This is a genomic window from Bradyrhizobium sp. AUGA SZCCT0176, assembly GCF_018130145.1.
GTDB lineage: Bacteria > Pseudomonadota > Alphaproteobacteria > Rhizobiales > Xanthobacteraceae > Bradyrhizobium.
In genome coordinates, this window is the sequence record NZ_JAFCMB010000020.1 from 60,620 (window position 1) to 76,040 (window position 15,421).

14 protein-coding genes are annotated in these 15,421 nt (G+C 58.6%); all 14 read left to right on the forward strand.

The window, feature by feature from the left end; translation table 11 throughout:
• Positions 1-75: 75 nt before the first annotated feature.
• On the forward strand, positions 76-897 hold the full coding sequence (locus JQ600_RS30445) for an ABC transporter permease (RefSeq protein WP_212268955.1): 822 nt from the start codon (positions 76-78) through the stop codon (positions 895-897).
• Positions 887-2,161: an ABC transporter ATP-binding protein gene (locus JQ600_RS30450; RefSeq protein ID WP_212490229.1), complete on the forward strand. Its 1,275-nt coding sequence runs from the start codon at positions 887-889 to the stop codon at positions 2,159-2,161. The genes JQ600_RS30445 and JQ600_RS30450 overlap by 11 nt, the downstream gene beginning before the upstream one ends.
• Positions 2,162-2,298: 137 nt before the next feature.
• Positions 2,299-3,282, forward strand: coding sequence for a GNAT family N-acetyltransferase (locus JQ600_RS37070; RefSeq protein WP_212490230.1), 984 nt, complete (start codon positions 2,299-2,301; stop codon positions 3,280-3,282).
• Complete coding sequence (locus JQ600_RS30460; protein WP_212490231.1) at positions 3,279-4,061, forward strand: class I SAM-dependent methyltransferase; 783 nt, start codon at positions 3,279-3,281, stop codon at positions 4,059-4,061. The genes JQ600_RS37070 and JQ600_RS30460 overlap by 4 nt, the downstream gene beginning before the upstream one ends.
• 27 nt (positions 4,062-4,088) lie before the next feature.
• Positions 4,089-4,808: a bifunctional 2-polyprenyl-6-hydroxyphenol methylase/3-demethylubiquinol 3-O-methyltransferase UbiG gene (locus JQ600_RS30465; protein ID WP_212490232.1), complete on the forward strand. Its 720-nt coding sequence runs from the start codon at positions 4,089-4,091 to the stop codon at positions 4,806-4,808.
• Positions 4,809-4,829: 21 nt separating this feature from the next.
• Complete coding sequence (locus JQ600_RS37470) at positions 4,830-5,999, forward strand: glycosyltransferase (RefSeq protein ID WP_212490233.1); 1,170 nt, start codon at positions 4,830-4,832, stop codon at positions 5,997-5,999.
• A complete protein-coding gene (locus JQ600_RS30475) occupies positions 5,996-6,898 on the forward strand; it encodes a bifunctional 2-polyprenyl-6-hydroxyphenol methylase/3-demethylubiquinol 3-O-methyltransferase UbiG (protein WP_212490234.1) in 903 nt (300 codons plus the stop codon). The genes JQ600_RS37470 and JQ600_RS30475 overlap by 4 nt, the downstream gene beginning before the upstream one ends.
• A 61-nt stretch (positions 6,899-6,959) precedes the next feature.
• Positions 6,960-7,628: a hypothetical protein gene (locus JQ600_RS30480; RefSeq protein ID WP_212490235.1), complete on the forward strand. Its 669-nt coding sequence runs from the start codon at positions 6,960-6,962 to the stop codon at positions 7,626-7,628.
• Positions 7,629-7,708: 80 nt separating this feature from the next.
• Positions 7,709-8,596: a class I SAM-dependent methyltransferase gene (locus JQ600_RS30485; RefSeq protein ID WP_212490236.1), complete on the forward strand. Its 888-nt coding sequence runs from the start codon at positions 7,709-7,711 to the stop codon at positions 8,594-8,596.
• On the forward strand, positions 8,560-9,567 hold the full coding sequence (locus JQ600_RS30490; protein WP_212490237.1) for a polysaccharide deacetylase family protein: 1,008 nt from the start codon (positions 8,560-8,562) through the stop codon (positions 9,565-9,567). Before JQ600_RS30485 ends, JQ600_RS30490 begins: the two co-directional genes overlap by 37 nt.
• Before the next feature lie 27 nt (positions 9,568-9,594).
• Positions 9,595-11,463 carry an asparagine synthase (glutamine-hydrolyzing) gene (gene asnB, locus JQ600_RS30495; RefSeq protein WP_212490238.1) on the forward strand — a complete coding sequence of 623 codons (1,869 nt, stop codon included), beginning with the start codon at positions 9,595-9,597 and terminating at the stop codon, positions 11,461-11,463.
• Positions 11,439-12,719: a glycosyltransferase gene (locus JQ600_RS30500; RefSeq protein WP_212490239.1), complete on the forward strand. Its 1,281-nt coding sequence runs from the start codon at positions 11,439-11,441 to the stop codon at positions 12,717-12,719. Before asnB ends, JQ600_RS30500 begins: the two co-directional genes overlap by 25 nt.
• Positions 12,716-13,813 carry a non-hydrolyzing UDP-N-acetylglucosamine 2-epimerase gene (gene wecB, locus JQ600_RS30505; protein WP_212467479.1) on the forward strand — a complete coding sequence of 366 codons (1,098 nt, stop codon included), beginning with the start codon at positions 12,716-12,718 and terminating at the stop codon, positions 13,811-13,813. Before JQ600_RS30500 ends, wecB begins: the two co-directional genes overlap by 4 nt.
• A 148-nt stretch (positions 13,814-13,961) precedes the next feature.
• Positions 13,962-15,284 carry an O-antigen ligase gene (locus JQ600_RS30510; protein ID WP_212490240.1) on the forward strand — a complete coding sequence of 441 codons (1,323 nt, stop codon included), beginning with the start codon at positions 13,962-13,964 and terminating at the stop codon, positions 15,282-15,284.
• The last annotated feature ends 137 nt before the right edge of the window (positions 15,285-15,421 follow it).

A 15,421-nucleotide genomic window follows, 5' to 3' on the forward strand; every position in this document is an offset into this window, starting at 1 on the left:
GAACTAGCCCTGCAGGGACATCCTTGATGCTTTTGCATGGTTGGCTCGTTACTTGACCGGGACACGACCACGAGCATGAGAGTTAAAGTCATCAATGCCGGGCGACGGTCTTTGCTGCCCTCGTTCTCCGAGGTGTACGACCACCGAGAACTGATCGTCCTTTTCGTCGATCGCCATATCAAGAGCCGCTATCGCCAGATGGCCCTTGGCATAGCCTGGGCATTATTGGAGCCGTTGTTTCAGCTCCTGCTGATGTCGGTTGTTTTCGGCTTCCTGCTGCGCGTAAACACGAACGGCTATCCCTACCCTGTCTATGTCTTCGCCGCGTTGATTCCCTGGCAGCACTTCACGCGAACGGCGATGTCGGTGACCGGGTCGCTGCAGGATAACCTGTCTCTGATTTCGAAGGTCTATTTTCCGCGGATTATTCTTCCAATCGCGGCCATGGCCCGCGAAATGTTCGACACCGCGATTCAGCTCGCGATCCTGCTTATCCTGGCGGCCTTCTACGGTTATTATCCATCGCTCAAGCTGGTGCTCCTGGCGCCCGTGGTGCTGATCCTGATCTCGTTTGCCGGCGCGGGCCTCGGTTTATGGGCTGCCGCAATCGTGGTTCGCTTCCGGGACGTTCGCCCGGCTTTGTCAATCGCGCTGCAGGGCGGGCTCTATCTCACGCCGATTCTCTATGCTGCAAGCGTGGTGCCGCAGAACCTGCGCTTTCTGTACCAGCTAAATCCGATGTACTGGGGTGTGGAGACATTCCGCTGGCTGTTGATCGATCAACCCCTCGTCTGGGACTGGACGCTTCCCGTCTCGCTGACGCTGACCGCGATCATGACCGCACTCGGCATCGTCATATTCTCCGTCAACGAGAGAACGACCGTAGATGTCCTCTGAAATCGCAATTCGGTGTCAGGGGCTCGGCAAGCGCTATCTTGTCCCCGCACGTCGACGCGGAAGCACGATCGAAAATCTCGTCGGGCATTTCAAGGAATACACCTCACTGGTCGGGCGCGACGAGGCGGACTATTTCTGGGCTCTTCACGACGTTGGTTTCGAGGTCAAAGCTGGCGAGATTCTGGGCGTTATCGGCCGTAACGGGTCCGGCAAAAGCACGCTGCTGAAAATTCTATCGGGCGTGACTGATCCGACTGAAGGCAGCGCAGAATTACGTGGTCGCGTGGGATCGCTGCTCGAGGTTGGTACCGGTTTTCATCCCGACCTGACCGGACGCGAAAATATCTTCATGGCGGGCGCCCTGCTTGGCCTAAACCGATCCGAAATCGCCAAGCAGCTTGACGAGATCATTGATTTCGCCGGCATCGACCGGTTCATCGACGCTCCGGTGAAGAGATATTCGAGCGGGATGTACGTGCGTCTCGCATTTTCGGTGGCCTCGCTGCTGCGTTCGGACATCCTGATTCTCGACGAAGTGCTGGCCGTCGGTGACAGCGCCTTCAAGGAAAAAAGTGAAAACAACATCAACAAGATCGCCAACGACGGGCGAACGGTGCTGCTCGTCAGTCATAGTATGCAGGCCATTCGTCACATGTGCGAGCGCGCCATCGTTCTGGACAAAGGACGGCTCGTCGTAGATCAACCAGCCGATGAAGCGGTAAGTCAGTACCTTCGCTCGCTGCATCCCGACGAGGGAGCTGACCTGCGAAATTTGTCGCCGCTGGTCGATCTGACGGCGGTCGAGTCCGAGGATTGGCCACGCCCCTTCAAGACGATCAAATCAATTGAGACGGCTACGCCATCTGGACCGACGCGCACTTTCCAAACCGGCGAAACGATGTTGATCCGCATCCGCTACGAGATGCCGAAACTGATCGCACCGTGCTACTTCACTGTTTTTGTCGTAAACGACGTCGGCGAGCGCATGTTCGTCAGTTACAGCTATCATGATCAGGAAAAAACTGAATTTCCTCAGAGGGGCGTGATCGAGTGCCGCATCGATGCGTTGCCCCTGCTCGATGGCATCTTTCATATTGATCTCGATTTTGGCGCAGTTCAGACTCTGGGCGGCATGCGGTATCTGGACTACATCAATCGCGCTACCACGTTCGCCGTCGAACAGGGGAATTACTTGAGCACCAGGCCGAATCTGAAGAACCAGGGTTTATTTGCTTTGCGCAGTCGGTGGAACGCGTCCGGCTAGCCAGAACTTCAAGAGGTCGCAAAGGACACGTGCCCCTTACCGTCGTTTCAATCTCGGAGATCAAGCCCGGTGACTGGGACAGCTGTGTGCGCAGTTCGCCGGACGGTTGGGTTTTCGGCTTGCATGGCTGGCAACAGGTGGTCACCGAGGTCGAGCCCTGGGGATTTCAGGAACTCGGATTTGGTCTGGTGGACGGGAACGCATTGGTCGCCGTCATGCCGCTGCACTTCCAGCCATCAAGTCGGGTCGCAGCATCGAGCGGCTGGGGGGGCGCGGGTCCGATTGTCGCCGACGGCATCGCGCCGGAAAGGCGCGCATCCATCGTCGGTGAAGCTCTTGGCGAGGCGATCAAGCGCGCGACGGCCAACGGCGCGGTCCGCCTCGACATCGCATCGTCTCCCGTCACACGCCGAGCCATCTCGGGAGACGGAGAGGCTGGGCCATATGTCGTCTCGGGATTTGTCGACCGGTCACTGAGATCGCAGATTATTGCGCTCGACCGTAGCGAGCAGGATATATGGATGGGCCTGTCGAAAACCGCCCGCAATCTCGTCCGCCGGGCAAAAAAGGCAGGCTATCGCGTCGAACAGGTCGACTGGAAGGCCAATCTTGATGCCTACTACGACATGCACACCGAAACCTACATGCGGACTGGCGCGACACCGCACCCAAGGTCATATTTCGAAGGCATAGCAAAGCATATCGCGTCATCCGGCGCGGCTCGGCTGTTTGCGATACTGACGCCCGCCGGTGAGCCCATTGCATTTCACAATATGGCGGTGCTCGGCCCGGGCGCCTTTTATCACACGGGATGCTCGCGCGAGATCGCGGGCAGCGACGGTGACGGCTATCTGCTGATGTTTGGCGCGATCAACGCGGCTCGCTCAGCCGGTGTCTCCAGATACGACTGCGGCTGGATCTTTCCCGAGGCCAGCGAAGGAAAACAGAAGGGCTTGACCTTGTTCAAGACTCGCTTTGGCGGTGAACCGCGCCAATCGTTCCGGGCCGAATTGTCGTTCGCCCAGCACAGCAGCGCCGTCCAGCCCGATTCCGCACCGCCAAGTCATATCCGGCGCCTCGGCTCCTGGGTTGCACGGCTACGGTGGAGAACAGGACCATGACGACTTCGTCGACGGAAAAAGCGATCAAGGAAGCTTACGAAGCTGGCAATATCTATAAAACCAGCACGATTTGCGCGCATGCGGACCGTAACTCGCCCGAATATGCGCACCGGCTATTATGGGAAAAGATCGAGCTGGTGCGCAAACATGCCCGACCGGGCCGTCTGGTTGACCTGTGCTGTGCGACGGGCGTTCACTTGATCGAACTTGCCGATTTGTCGGAAGATGCCGTTGGCATCGATTTTTCGGTTCCCTTTATCGAGAAGGCGAAAGCAGATGCCATTGCCGCAGGTCTCCGTCACCTCCGGTTCATGGAAGGCGACGCCAAGGCAATTCCGCTCGATGGCGGCACCGTCAGCACACTATATTCGTTCTCCGCCCTCTACGTTATTCCCGACCTGAACAAGGTGATCTCGGAAGTCGCCCGTGTACTTGAACCCTCGGGTCGCTGTGTTCTGGATTTAGGTAACTCGCGCTCCCTGAACACCTACTGCGTCAGCAAGTACACCGAGCTGCCGCCGTCCTTTCATTTGCCGTTGCCGACAATTCTGAAAGTGCTTTCCGACAATGGTCTGTCTGTCGTCGAACATCGTGCCTTTCAACTCTTGCCGCTTTGGGCAGACCGACCCGGCTGGCTTTGGCCGCTCCTCCATCCGAAATGGAAATCACTGATGGGCCATCGTGTACGTGATCGCATGATCGATGAATGGATCAGCAATCTGCCGGGGCTGAAGAACTACGCGTTCCGGCATTTGATCGTCGCCGAGAAACGCTCCTAGCGACCACAAACAGCAGGCGGGGTTTTCATGTCCGTTCCTCAGCGCTATCCCGACTTTCTATCCGATCAACGCCAATTCTTTGACGAACTGATCACGGAAGAATGGCAAACATATTTTTCGGAAGAATGGGATGCAATTCGGCGCTTCGAAATCGAGAAGATCTTCGAGCATTTCAAACCCGCTCGGATCCTGGACGTCGGCTGTGGCGTCGGCTTTCATGACGCTGAGATGGCGCGTTACGATTTTGTTGAAGAGGTCGACGCCTTCGACTATTCGGAGAAGAGTGTAGAGAAGGCAAACGCGACCTACAGCCACCCAAAAGTAAAACGGTTCGTTGCAGATCTATCGACGTTCGCCCCGACCAACCGTTACGACATGGTTATCAGCTTTCAAGTCTTCGAGCATCTCGATCAACCACCTGCGTATTTTGAACTCTGTCGGCGCTCGTGCAAAGCTGGGGCCATTGTGGCGATCGTTACACCAAACCGCACGCGTCTATCAAATCGTCTGCGCGCGCGCAAAGGCCTGCCGTACGAATTGTGCGATCCGCAACATTTCAAGGAATACACGATCGGTGAAATCCACGAGCTTGGAGCGCAAGCGGGATTCACGCCAGCGGGAGGCTTTGGCTACAGGTTATGGGGTTGGCCGCCACTCGAACGACTCTCTTTAAGAACAAGGCTCAACCTGGGCTTCTGGTTCCCGTCCATTGCGCATGGAATCGTTTCATTTCTGCGAGCGCCCTGACCGATGAATAGCCAAGGCCCCGTGAAAAGACTTCTCGTTATCGTTCCCGACCGCCTTTCCGACATAGCGGACAAGGGCGAGGTTCAAGCTGCCTACTACAATCCCGGCGAGTTGTTCGATGAAGTCCATATTCTCATGACGAACGACGATCGGCCACCGATCGAACCGCTACAATACATGGTCGGCCGGGCTAAGTTACATATTCACAACTACCCGGACGATCTCAATCTGGTCGCGAAGCACCATCGCCTGCTGACGCCCTTCCGGCTGAAAAAATGGGCCAAGGGCGGCATAGAGATCGCGCGCCGCATCGCACCTAGCATGATCCGGTGTCATGGCGTCGACTGGAACACGTATCTTGCGAGCCGCATCAACAAGGCGCTCGGAATCCCCTACGTCACCTCCATTCACATCAACCTGGACGAAAACCCCAATCGTCGCTTCAAGGGCGGCAATCTCACGCCGGCACAGGAACAACAGAACGCGTTCTATGAATATCTGGAGAGCGAGGCGCTGAAGCGGGCCCATCTGGTCATGCCGGTCTACAAGCCGATCTTGCCCTATCTCGCCCGCAAGGGAATCTCACGGGTCGAGGTTTGCTACAACATTCTTGATGGCGCGAACCTGAAGGAGAAAACCGACTACCGGATCAACGGCCCGGCGCGGCTGATCTATGTCGGGCGCTTGTTTGCCGAGAAGGATCCCTCCAACATCATTCGTGCCGTCGCCGCGATGCCTGACGTGCACTACACGATTGTCGGCGACGGTCCGCTGCGGCCAAAGCTGGAAGAGCTGGTCCGCCAACTGGGCGTCGGCGATCGCGTCACATTCCGGCCGGTCGTCTTCAACGCCGAGCTTTGCCGTATGCTTCCCGAATACGATCTGTTTGTGATCCATACGGAGTATTTCGAGATTGGCAAATCCCTGCTCGAGGGCTTGCTCGCGGGTCTCCCGGTCGTGATGAACGCAAGACAGGGTCAACCGGTGCCGGAACTCCAGAACGGCATTGTAAAACTCGTTGCCAACACGGTAGAGGACTACGGCAAGGCTATCCGGGAGCTTCTGGCAAGCGAAGATCGCAGGGCCGCGCTTGGGCGCGGGGCGTATCGCAAGGCACAGGAAGAATACGCGCCCGCGGTAACCGAGCGGAAAGTCGTTGGCATCTACAAATCGATCCTTGAACGCACATGAATGATCCGCTCCAGCGTTTGCGCTGTCCTCACTGCCGCGAAGGCAAGCTCGTTCCCACCGAGGAGGGCGCGCTGCGGTGCGTCGCGTGCACGAAAATTTCCGCCCTCGAGAACGGTGTTGCCGCGCTGGTTGCCGATTTCGGCACACACGCGGCCGAACTCGAGCGCGCGCGAACCATAAACCCGCTCTGGTATGTCGAAGAGCAGCTGCCCGAAGCCACCAGCCCGTGGCGTCACCATTTGAAGAAGCGTCGGCTCTACGTCCAGAAACTGCTCAGCAACGAGCTGAAGCGGCGCGGGACGGACAAAGTACCCGCCCTGCTCGATCTGGGTTGTGGCGACGGCAATCATCTCAAATGGCTTTCGCCCTACGCCGAAGCCAGCTACGGCTGTGACTACAATATGGTGCGGCTTGCCCGCGCCCGCGCGCAAAATCCGCAGGCAACGATCTTTCTTGCCGATATTCTGGACTTCCCCGCGTTCGACGGCTCGTTCGATATCATCTTCTTCAACCATGTCATCGAGCACATCAGAGACGACATACGGGCCTTGCAAACGGTGAAGCGGCTGCTTGCGCCCGGCGGCCTCCTCGTTCTCGGAACACCAAACGAAGGCGCGTGGTGGTGGCAACTCGCCTACAGGCGGGATCCCCAATCGATGGAAACGACCGATCACGTACACTTTTACACGGCAGAGACGTTGACGGAGCGGATGCGCGCGACCGGACTTGTGATCGAAGAAGTCCACCACATGGGATGGGGTCCGCCGGATTGGCGGCTCGACGGGCGGATTCGCAAATACAAGATCGTCGACGACGCTTTCGAATGGTTTGGGCGCGCGCTGCTGCCAAGGCAGGCATCGTCACTCTACGTCGCAGCCCGCCCTGCGTCAGTCGCGTGATTGCGCCAAAGGGCGCGGCTAGCTAGAGTTCAATCTATTTCGAAACGCCGGGACCATACACGTGCAAGCCTACAAGAATGCGCAAGAAACGCCGGCTAATCTCGGCCTCGATCAACCGGTCAAGAACGTCCTGGTGATCATTCCCGGTTATGCCGCAGCGACCAGCCGCATTGGCGAGGGAAGCACGTTGCTCTCGGCAGTCGGCTGGCTCTGGCGCGTCTTGACCACTGGGAATTACAAGTCGTTCGTACAGCAGTACCGCGATTACTATGCGAACCCGCGCTCAAGCGCCTATATGGCCGGGGCCATCGGTGAACTGATCGGCAAGGGGCTGCCGGACGCGCAGGTGGTTCTGGCTTGCCCTGCGCAAGACGACTGCCCCTCGTCCTGGGCAGCCCGGCGGCTCCCCCTCCCCGCCGCACGATCGGATTACAGCGACGTGGTCAAATCACTTGGAACCGGGGTGACGTTCGATGCCGCGATCCTCGCCCATCATGATGCGCTGGGACTTGGACTCTACCCACTCGAAAGGGCGCTGCTGGCCCAATTCAAGGACGTGTTCGTCATCAACGGGCGACGACGGGTCTATCGGCTCGACCAGCCGGCACAGCAGGCCCATAAGCTCCGCCGCTTCCTGGCGCAGACTCGTTTAGCCGAACTTCTGATGAGCTATCACATTGATTTATTGACATTTTTTTTGAAATGGAGCAATCAGCCACGAAAGTCGTAGGGACGGTCACCGCCATTGCGCGAGAGCCCAATCTCGCGCAGAAACCCAGTGACCTAGAACCCATCCATATCCGCGGTATCATGGAACAAACCGGCATCAAGGGCAGAATTCGCGACTGGTGGGCAAACGCGCCGATGACCTATGCCGAGCGGCATGGCGACGTTGAGTACACCCGGCCGGACGGCACCAAGGAAAAAGTCGCACTCGGCAGCCGGCGATTTTACGAAGTGGCCGATGAGCGCTTCTACTCCTGGAATACGCAGCTTCATTTGCCGGATCAGCCCTTTGGCCGGATGTTTCCCTACGACCGCTATCGCGGCAAACGCGTGCTGGAAGTTGGATGCGGCATGGGGTGCATGGCAATGAACTGGGCCAGGAACGGCGCGGACATGACCGCCGTCGACCTCAATCCGGTGGCAATCCAGCAGACGCGGCAGCGGTTCGAGCTTTTTGGCCTCAAGGGAGCCATCAACGAGGCCGATGGAGAACTGCTTCCATTTGAAGACGCGACATTCGACTACGTTTACTCATGGGGTGTGTTGCATCACTCGCCCAACACCAGGAAATCGATTGCCGAACTGCATCGCGTTCTGAAGCCCGGCGGACAGGCCGGCGTCATGCTGTACCACCGCAATTCGATCCTGTTCGACTACACGGTGCGCTGGGTCGAAGGCTACATCAACATGGAGAACGAGTTTCTCGACGAGACGGAGCTCGCGAGCCGGTATGGCGACGGCGGCCGCGAGGAAGGCAATCCACATACATGGCCCGTCACCGAAGCTGAGGTCCGCGGCGACCTGTTCGCGCCGTACCAGAACGTCAACATAGCCGTTCTCGGTTCCGACGTTCCTCCGATCTTGAACACGTGGCGGCCGAACTTCGCTTCGCGGATGGATCAAGAGAAGCTGGACGCGCTTGCTTCGCGCAAGGGATGGAGCCTTTGGATCACGGGAGACAAACCGTCGTGAGCAGCACAGGCGCATCTGCCATCGGGCGTCTCATGCGGCGGGTGCGGCTCGCAGCCACGCAGCCTTCATCTGCGGTCGCGCGATTGAAACAGATCGTTGGCAACGGTCGTACTTCAACGCCAAATGATCTCGCCTCAACGCCAAACGACCTTGCGGTCTTTGAACGATATGCGAGCCATGCCGCGTCCCTCGGATTAACCAGGCCGCTGCTGTTTCTGTCCTTCGATTGCGACACCGATCTCGATCCTCCGGCAACCATCGAAGTCATGAAGCTTCTGGACAGCCTTGGGATCAAGGCAACGTTCGCGGTTCCCGGCGTGCAGCTCGAACGTGGCATCGACATCTATCGCGAAGTCGCGGAGCGCGGTTGCGAATTCATGAACCACGGACACCTTCCGCACGCGGAGTGGCGGGATGACCGCTATGTCGGCATCACGTTCTACGAGAACATGCCGATCAGCGCGGTCGAAGCCGACATTCGCAAGGGCCACGAAACAGTGACGCGCCTGACCGGTCGGCCGCCGCAAGGATTCAGGGCTCCGCATTTCGGTCATTTCAAGCAACCAGATCAACTTGCGCTGGTTCATCGGCTGGCGCATGAGCTGGAGTATCGCTATTGCTCGACGACACTGCCCGAATATGCGTTGATCCACGGCCCCGCACCGCTCGTCGATCAGGTCGTCGAGCTGCCGGCATTCGGATCCGTCAGGGCGCCGACCTCCATCCTGGACTCATGGACGCATCTTTCCGACCGCAAGGATTATGCTCTGGCGCCAACCTACGCCGAGTTCATGGTTGAAACGGTCGACAAATTACTCGCCGAAAAAATGCCTGCGTTGCTGACCTGGTATGCGGATCCGGCGCACGTAGCCGGACAGGAGCCGTTCGAACGGGCGATGAAGCACCTCGCCTCGCATGGCATTCGAAGTCTTTCTGGCAGCGAGGCAGCTGCACTCGGCCGCGTCGGCTGATGACCAGCAAACGAGAATGACCCGCTGATGTGTGGAATCGCCGGCTGGTTCAGCACCACCGCATTGCCCGAGCCTGAAAGTCAGACACGTCTGAAGGCGATGTGCGACGCCATCGCGCATCGCGGACCCGATGACGACGGCTATTTCGTCGAGGACCACGTCGCGCTCGGTATGCGGCGGCTCTCGATCGTCGATCTGCAGGGCGGACACCAGCCGATGACGAGCGCCGATGGCGCTATTCAGCTCGTCTTCAACGGCGAGATTTTTAACCACGCGCAGCTTCGCCTTTCCCTGCAGGCGCGCGGCGTTCGATTCCACACCAGCAGCGATACCGAGGTCATTCTCAGGCTCTATGAAGAGCGCGGAATGAAAGCCTTCGACGAGCTGAACGGAATGTTCGCCGTGGCCATTTTCGACGCGCGCGACCATTCGCTGCTGCTCGTGCGGGATCGCCTCGGCGTCAAGCCGCTGTACTATTCCTGGGACGGACGGCAATTGATCTTTGCTTCCGAAATCAAGGCGATCATCGCCGCGCTTGAAAAGCCGCCGGCCGTCAACCCTCGGGCAGTCTGGGACTACCTCACCTTCCGCTATGTGCCGGCGCCGCACACCATCTGGAGCGGCATCAGCAAATTGCTGCCCGCCCACCGCCTGAAGATAAGCCGGGGCGCGCCGCGACCATCGATCGAACGGTGGTGGTCGGTGCCGCGTCCGGCCAGGTCCGCGGCGGACGACGCAACGACCGTGGAACGTTTCGCCTCGCTGCTGCAGAATGCCGTGGATATCCGCATGCGAGCCGATGTGCCGGTCGGCATTCTCTTGAGCGGCGGCCTCGATTCAAGCGTCATCGCCGCAATGGCTGCGCCGTCGCATCCAAAGCTGTCGACGTTCTCCGTCGCCTTTGAAGGCGCAGACCACATCGACGAACGCAAGTGGGCCCATCTCGTCGCCACCCAGCTTCAAACCGACCATCAGGATATCGTCATCGGCAAAAAGGAGTTCACCGACTTCCTGCCCGACTTCGTGTATTACACCGACGAGCCTCTCGCCGATCTCGCTTCGATACCGCTGTATTACGTTTGCAAGCTGGCGCGCGGAAACGTCAAGGTCGTGCTGTCGGGTGAAGGAAGTGACGAGGTTCTGGGTGGCTACAGCTTCGATGTCTGGGCGCAGCGTTGGGACGAAGCCGCCGGCGCCAACAATCTTTATCAGCGCGCACTGAGAGCCGTCGGCGCCCGGTCCAGTCCCGGGTTCGATCAGGGCCTGCTCGATCTGCGACAAGCACTGCAGCCATTGACCATGACGTCATACATGACCAGCGAAGCAAAGCGTCAGCTTTTGCTTGATCAAGGCGACATGCAGGATAGCCTGGACGGAACGCGGGCGATGCTGCGCGATTTCGGCCAGGCCTCGCCGCTTTCGCAGGCCTTGTTCACCTATTGCCAGGACTGGCTCGTGGAAGACCTTCTGATGAAGGCCGACAAGATGTCGATGGCGAATTCGCTCGAATTGCGGACGCCCTTCCTGGATTATCGCGTGGTGGAAATGGCCTCCCGCCTGCCCGACCATTGGCGCGTCGGTCGCGAATCCGACGGACGCTATTCGACCAAGCGCATCTTGCGGCACGCGGCGGCGAAACTTGTGCCTTCCGAGATCATCACCCGTCCCAAGATGGGCTTTCCAGTCCCGGTCTACGATTGGCTGAGTAACGAGCTCAAGCCTCTCGCGCATGACTGCCTCTGCTCGGAGAGCGCGAAGTTACGCACATGGTTCAAGGCCGATGCCCTTGCCGGGCTGGTAGCGCGTGGCACCGCCATCGATGCGGCAAACGATGATCGTCACAGATTGTGGAACGCCATGATTCTCGAGCTATGGTTCAGGCGGTGGAAGGCATGAACTCGCTCCTTGCAGTCTCCTGGACGATGCCACCGATCGTGCTGCCCCGATCCATACAGATCGCGCGCACGCTAAAGGCGCTTGGCCCTCTCGGCTGGCAATCGGAAGTGATCAGCACGACCGTGGCCTCCAACGTCGGCGCGAACATCGACGAGGAATTTGCCAAGCTCTACCTCGGCGCCTATCGCCAACATTATATCGAGCCACGCGAGAGTGTGGCCGCCAGTTCAGCCTGGCGCCGGCTCCAAAGGCGCTATCGTCCACCCGCCAATTTGGACGAAGCGAACTGGATCGAGCGATCGACGAGATACATCATCCAGCAATGCAAGCAGCGCAAATGCGATATCCTCGTCACCTTCGCCCAGCCCTGGATCGATCACTCGATCGGGCTGGAGGTGCGGCGGCGACGCCATGTGCCCTGGCTCGCGCATTTCAGCGACCCCTGGGTCGACAGCCTGTACTACGATTCCAGCGTGGCCGAAATTGCCAGCAAACTGGAGGTATGGAGAGAACAGGAACGCAAGATCATCGAGACGGCTGACATCGTGGTGTTCGTCACGCAGCAAACTGCTGATCTTGTGATGCGGAAATATCCACCGCTCCTGAGCCGCAAGGTACGCGTCGTTCCGCATGGATTCGACCGCGACACGTTGACGTCTCCTGCTGTTGTCAACAGCTCGGCCGAACTGCGCGTCATGTACACCGGCAATATCTATGCGGGTACGCGCCACCCGGTCTACCTGTTCGAGGCCGTGGCGGAAATGAACGCCAGGTCACCGCTGGCCGGGCGCCTGCGTCTGGATTTCTACGGACACTGTCCGCCTGAGGTCGCCGCCAAGGTGACGGAATTGGGTATCGGATCCATCGTCACTTTTCACGGAACGGTTGGATATCTAGACAGTTTGCGCTACGCCGCCGAAGCTGACCTCCTGCTGTTGATCGACGCACCATCCGATTTGAGCGTCTTTCTGCCCAGCAAGATCGTCGACTATCTCATGCTGAAAAAGCCCATTCTCGCGCTCACGCCGTCCGAGGGCGCGTCAAGAGATGTGCTTTCGCCGCTTGGACACTTTGTCGTTGCACCGACCGACAAATCTGCAATGATTGACACGCTGACAGGTATCATTGCCAGACATGGGCAGGGCCAGCCGTTGGCAACACTCAAGGACGACGTCGATGCTTTCGATATCAAACAGACGACACGGCTGTTTGACAAAGCCCTTCGCGACGCAATGGCTGTGAGCAAACAACGATGATAAATGCCCATATCGTCGTCGGGGCGAGGCCCAACTTCATGAAAGTCGCGCCGCTTTTTCGCGCGATGTCGCACGAGAACTGGATCAAGCCGGCGCTCATCCACACCGGTCAACACTACTCCGAGAACATGTCGGACGCCTTTTTTTCCGACCTTGGCCTGCCGCCGCCCGCCTTCAATCTCGGTGCACGCGGCGAAACCCATGCGCGGTCTACTGCCGCGATCATGGTTGCCTATGAAGACCTGCTCCTCGCCGGCAAACCGGACTGGGTGATCGTCGTGGGCGACGTCAATTCGACCCTGGCAGCCGCGCTTGCTGCAAAGAAGCTGAATCTTCCGGTCGCGCATCTGGAAGCCGGGCTGCGCAATTTCGACCGCACGCTTCCGGAAGAGATCAACCGTATCGTCACCGACAGCATCAGCGACCTGTTGTGGGCCCCGTCCGAGGATGCCAGCGACAATCTCAAGCGGGAGGGCATCGACCCCTCCAAGATCGACCTCGTCGGCAATATCATGATCGACAGCTATCTCATGCTGAAAGACACGATATCGCGGGCGTCTACCGCCCGGCGTATCGGCGTTACCGAAGAGAAATACGTGGTCGTCACGCTGCATCGTCCCGCCAACGTCGACGACACCGTTATGCTGACGCGGATAGCTGATGCGCTTCAACAACTCGCGGCCTCGACCAATATTGTGTTTCCGGTGCATCCGCGCACCCGCGCGAAACTGGAAGCGGCAGATCTGATCGGGCGACTGCAACACCCCAACATTCGCCTGATCGAACCCATGGGTTATGTCGACTTTATGAGTCTCGTCTTCAGTTCGGCACTGGTGATCACGGATTCCGGCGGCATCCAGGAAGAGACGTCATTCATCGGTATCCCCTGCCTGACGCTGAGGAGCAACACCGAACGCCCTGTAACGATCACCCACGGCACCAATCAGCTTGTGACTCCCGAGACCCTGCTGGGCGCAGCAACAGCTGCGATGGGCGCGGGGCCACGGCGTCCCTCCAACATCCCGCTTTGGGATGGCCATACCGCGTCGCGCGTGGTTGCCAGCCTTGCCCGGCATTGCGGGGTAAAACCGTAGCCGGGGAACAGCGCATCCCGGATGCGGCTGCCAGAATGACATCGTTGGCGCGACGACATGACGTCATCATCGAACTTGCCGAAAGCGCAAGAAGGGCCGAACAACACTTGAGTTTTCGTATCTCAAATAATTACTGAGACCGCTCCCCATGTTGGTTAACTACAATACACGCCGGTTTACGGAAGTGACGGCGGCAATTGTTACGACGGCGGCATTCGCAAAAACGTTCATTCCGTTTTATCTGGTCGGCTCGACACCCATTTTTGCCGCAACATGCGCGATCGGTGCGACGTTCGTCGCCGCCCGTTGGCGCGCACTAGGCGATATGGCAGGCTCGGTCCGTGACCTTCTTCTGATTCTGATAACCTTCTATGGTCTGGTGACCATCAATTTCCTGGTTCAATCCCGGTCGGCCGTTCCGATAACCCACCTGATCGGGATCCTGAGTTTCCATGGACTATTCTTGATTTTTGGCTTCGCAGCCGCGCGCGCCCTGAACGCAGTTCTTTTGACGCTGCTTGGCGCCGCGGCCATATATTTGATGGTGATCGCCCAATACGCCGTCCGATCCGGCGACCTCATGCAGGGCGGCGTCATTCATGACGTATTTGGTGTCGGCAGCGCGGATATTTATCTCGCCCTGCACCAGAACATTGGGCAAGTACTCGGGGCGGCCGCGATTGCCGCGCTCGGACTGAGCCGTCATCGAACGATACGAATTGTCGCCGTGGTGGCGTTGCCGTTTGCCTTGGCTTTCTTGTTTCACATCGCCGCCAGAGGGGCGCTCATTGCGCTCGTTTGCAGTCTCGCTTTTTTCGCCGCTGCGGAGTTGTGGGTTCGTTCAAGAAAGCATGCTCTGGTCGGCTTGACGCTGGCGATGATCACCGTCGCGGCGGCATCGGGTTGGTTCTATCAGCGGGCATTTCAGGGCCAGAACGTCGACCCCAAGGCCGGCGACGCGATTTCCCGCACCATTCGGGAAATTCAGGATCCGAATCCGGGCTTCCGCATGCAGATCTGGGCACGGACGGCGAACAGCATAGTGGCGGAACCTGATCGGCTGCTGTTCGGTCGCGGGATCGGCATGTTCCCGGTGAATGAAGGAATTGGCGCACCCGATTGGCTGCTGCGCAAGGCTGAAGGATCCAAGCATTACCCCCACAATGTGTACCTCGAAATGCTCTATGAAACGGGGATTGCCGGCCTGTTGCTCTTCACCATTCTCACCCTGTTGCCAATCGGCATTTCCCTGAATTTCTGGCGCGCGTTGTCGGTCTCGGAAAAATCCGCTGTGTCTCTGTATATATTCAGCCTGGTAAGCTCCGAACTTTCCGGCGCCTTCGCGTTCTCCTACGCTTTTCAGTTCTTCCTCGCACTTGTGGTGGGAGTTATCGCCCTGAAACGCATGGACAAGGCATCGGCTTCAAATCGGCCACCTCCCCGGCAGCAGGCCCATATCTCGGCACTCTGAACGCATGCGTGGTCTCGGTGGTTCGACCAGCGACGCTTGCGTCATCGAAAATCGCCTGAATTTGTCGCGTCGCCTTCTATCCGATACCCCCTTTGAAATTCATATTCTCCTGGCCCGGCTCACCTGCTAGGTCATCG

Excerpts from the sequence above, each read along its gene's own strand:
- JQ600_RS30445 (WP_212268955.1), top strand. The coding sequence starts at position 76 with ATGAGAGTTAAAGTCATCAATGCCGGGCGACGGTCTTTGCTGCCCTCG.
- JQ600_RS30450 (WP_212490229.1), top strand. The coding sequence starts at position 887 with ATGTCCTCTGAAATCGCAATTCGGTGTCAGGGGCTCGGCAAGCGCTAT.
- JQ600_RS30460 (WP_212490231.1), top strand. The coding sequence starts at position 3,279 with ATGACGACTTCGTCGACGGAAAAAGCGATCAAGGAAGCTTACGAAGCT.
- JQ600_RS30465 (WP_212490232.1), top strand. The coding sequence starts at position 4,089 with ATGTCCGTTCCTCAGCGCTATCCCGACTTTCTATCCGATCAACGCCAA.
- JQ600_RS30475 (WP_212490234.1), top strand. The coding sequence starts at position 5,996 with ATGAATGATCCGCTCCAGCGTTTGCGCTGTCCTCACTGCCGCGAAGGC.
- JQ600_RS30485 (WP_212490236.1), top strand. The coding sequence starts at position 7,709 with ATGGAACAAACCGGCATCAAGGGCAGAATTCGCGACTGGTGGGCAAAC.
- JQ600_RS30490 (WP_212490237.1), top strand. The coding sequence starts at position 8,560 with ATGGAGCCTTTGGATCACGGGAGACAAACCGTCGTGAGCAGCACAGGC.
- asnB (WP_212490238.1), top strand. The coding sequence starts at position 9,595 with ATGTGTGGAATCGCCGGCTGGTTCAGCACCACCGCATTGCCCGAGCCT.
- JQ600_RS30500 (WP_212490239.1), top strand. The coding sequence starts at position 11,439 with ATGGTTCAGGCGGTGGAAGGCATGAACTCGCTCCTTGCAGTCTCCTGG.
- wecB (WP_212467479.1), top strand. The coding sequence starts at position 12,716 with ATGATAAATGCCCATATCGTCGTCGGGGCGAGGCCCAACTTCATGAAA.
- JQ600_RS30510 (WP_212490240.1), top strand. The coding sequence starts at position 13,962 with ATGTTGGTTAACTACAATACACGCCGGTTTACGGAAGTGACGGCGGCA.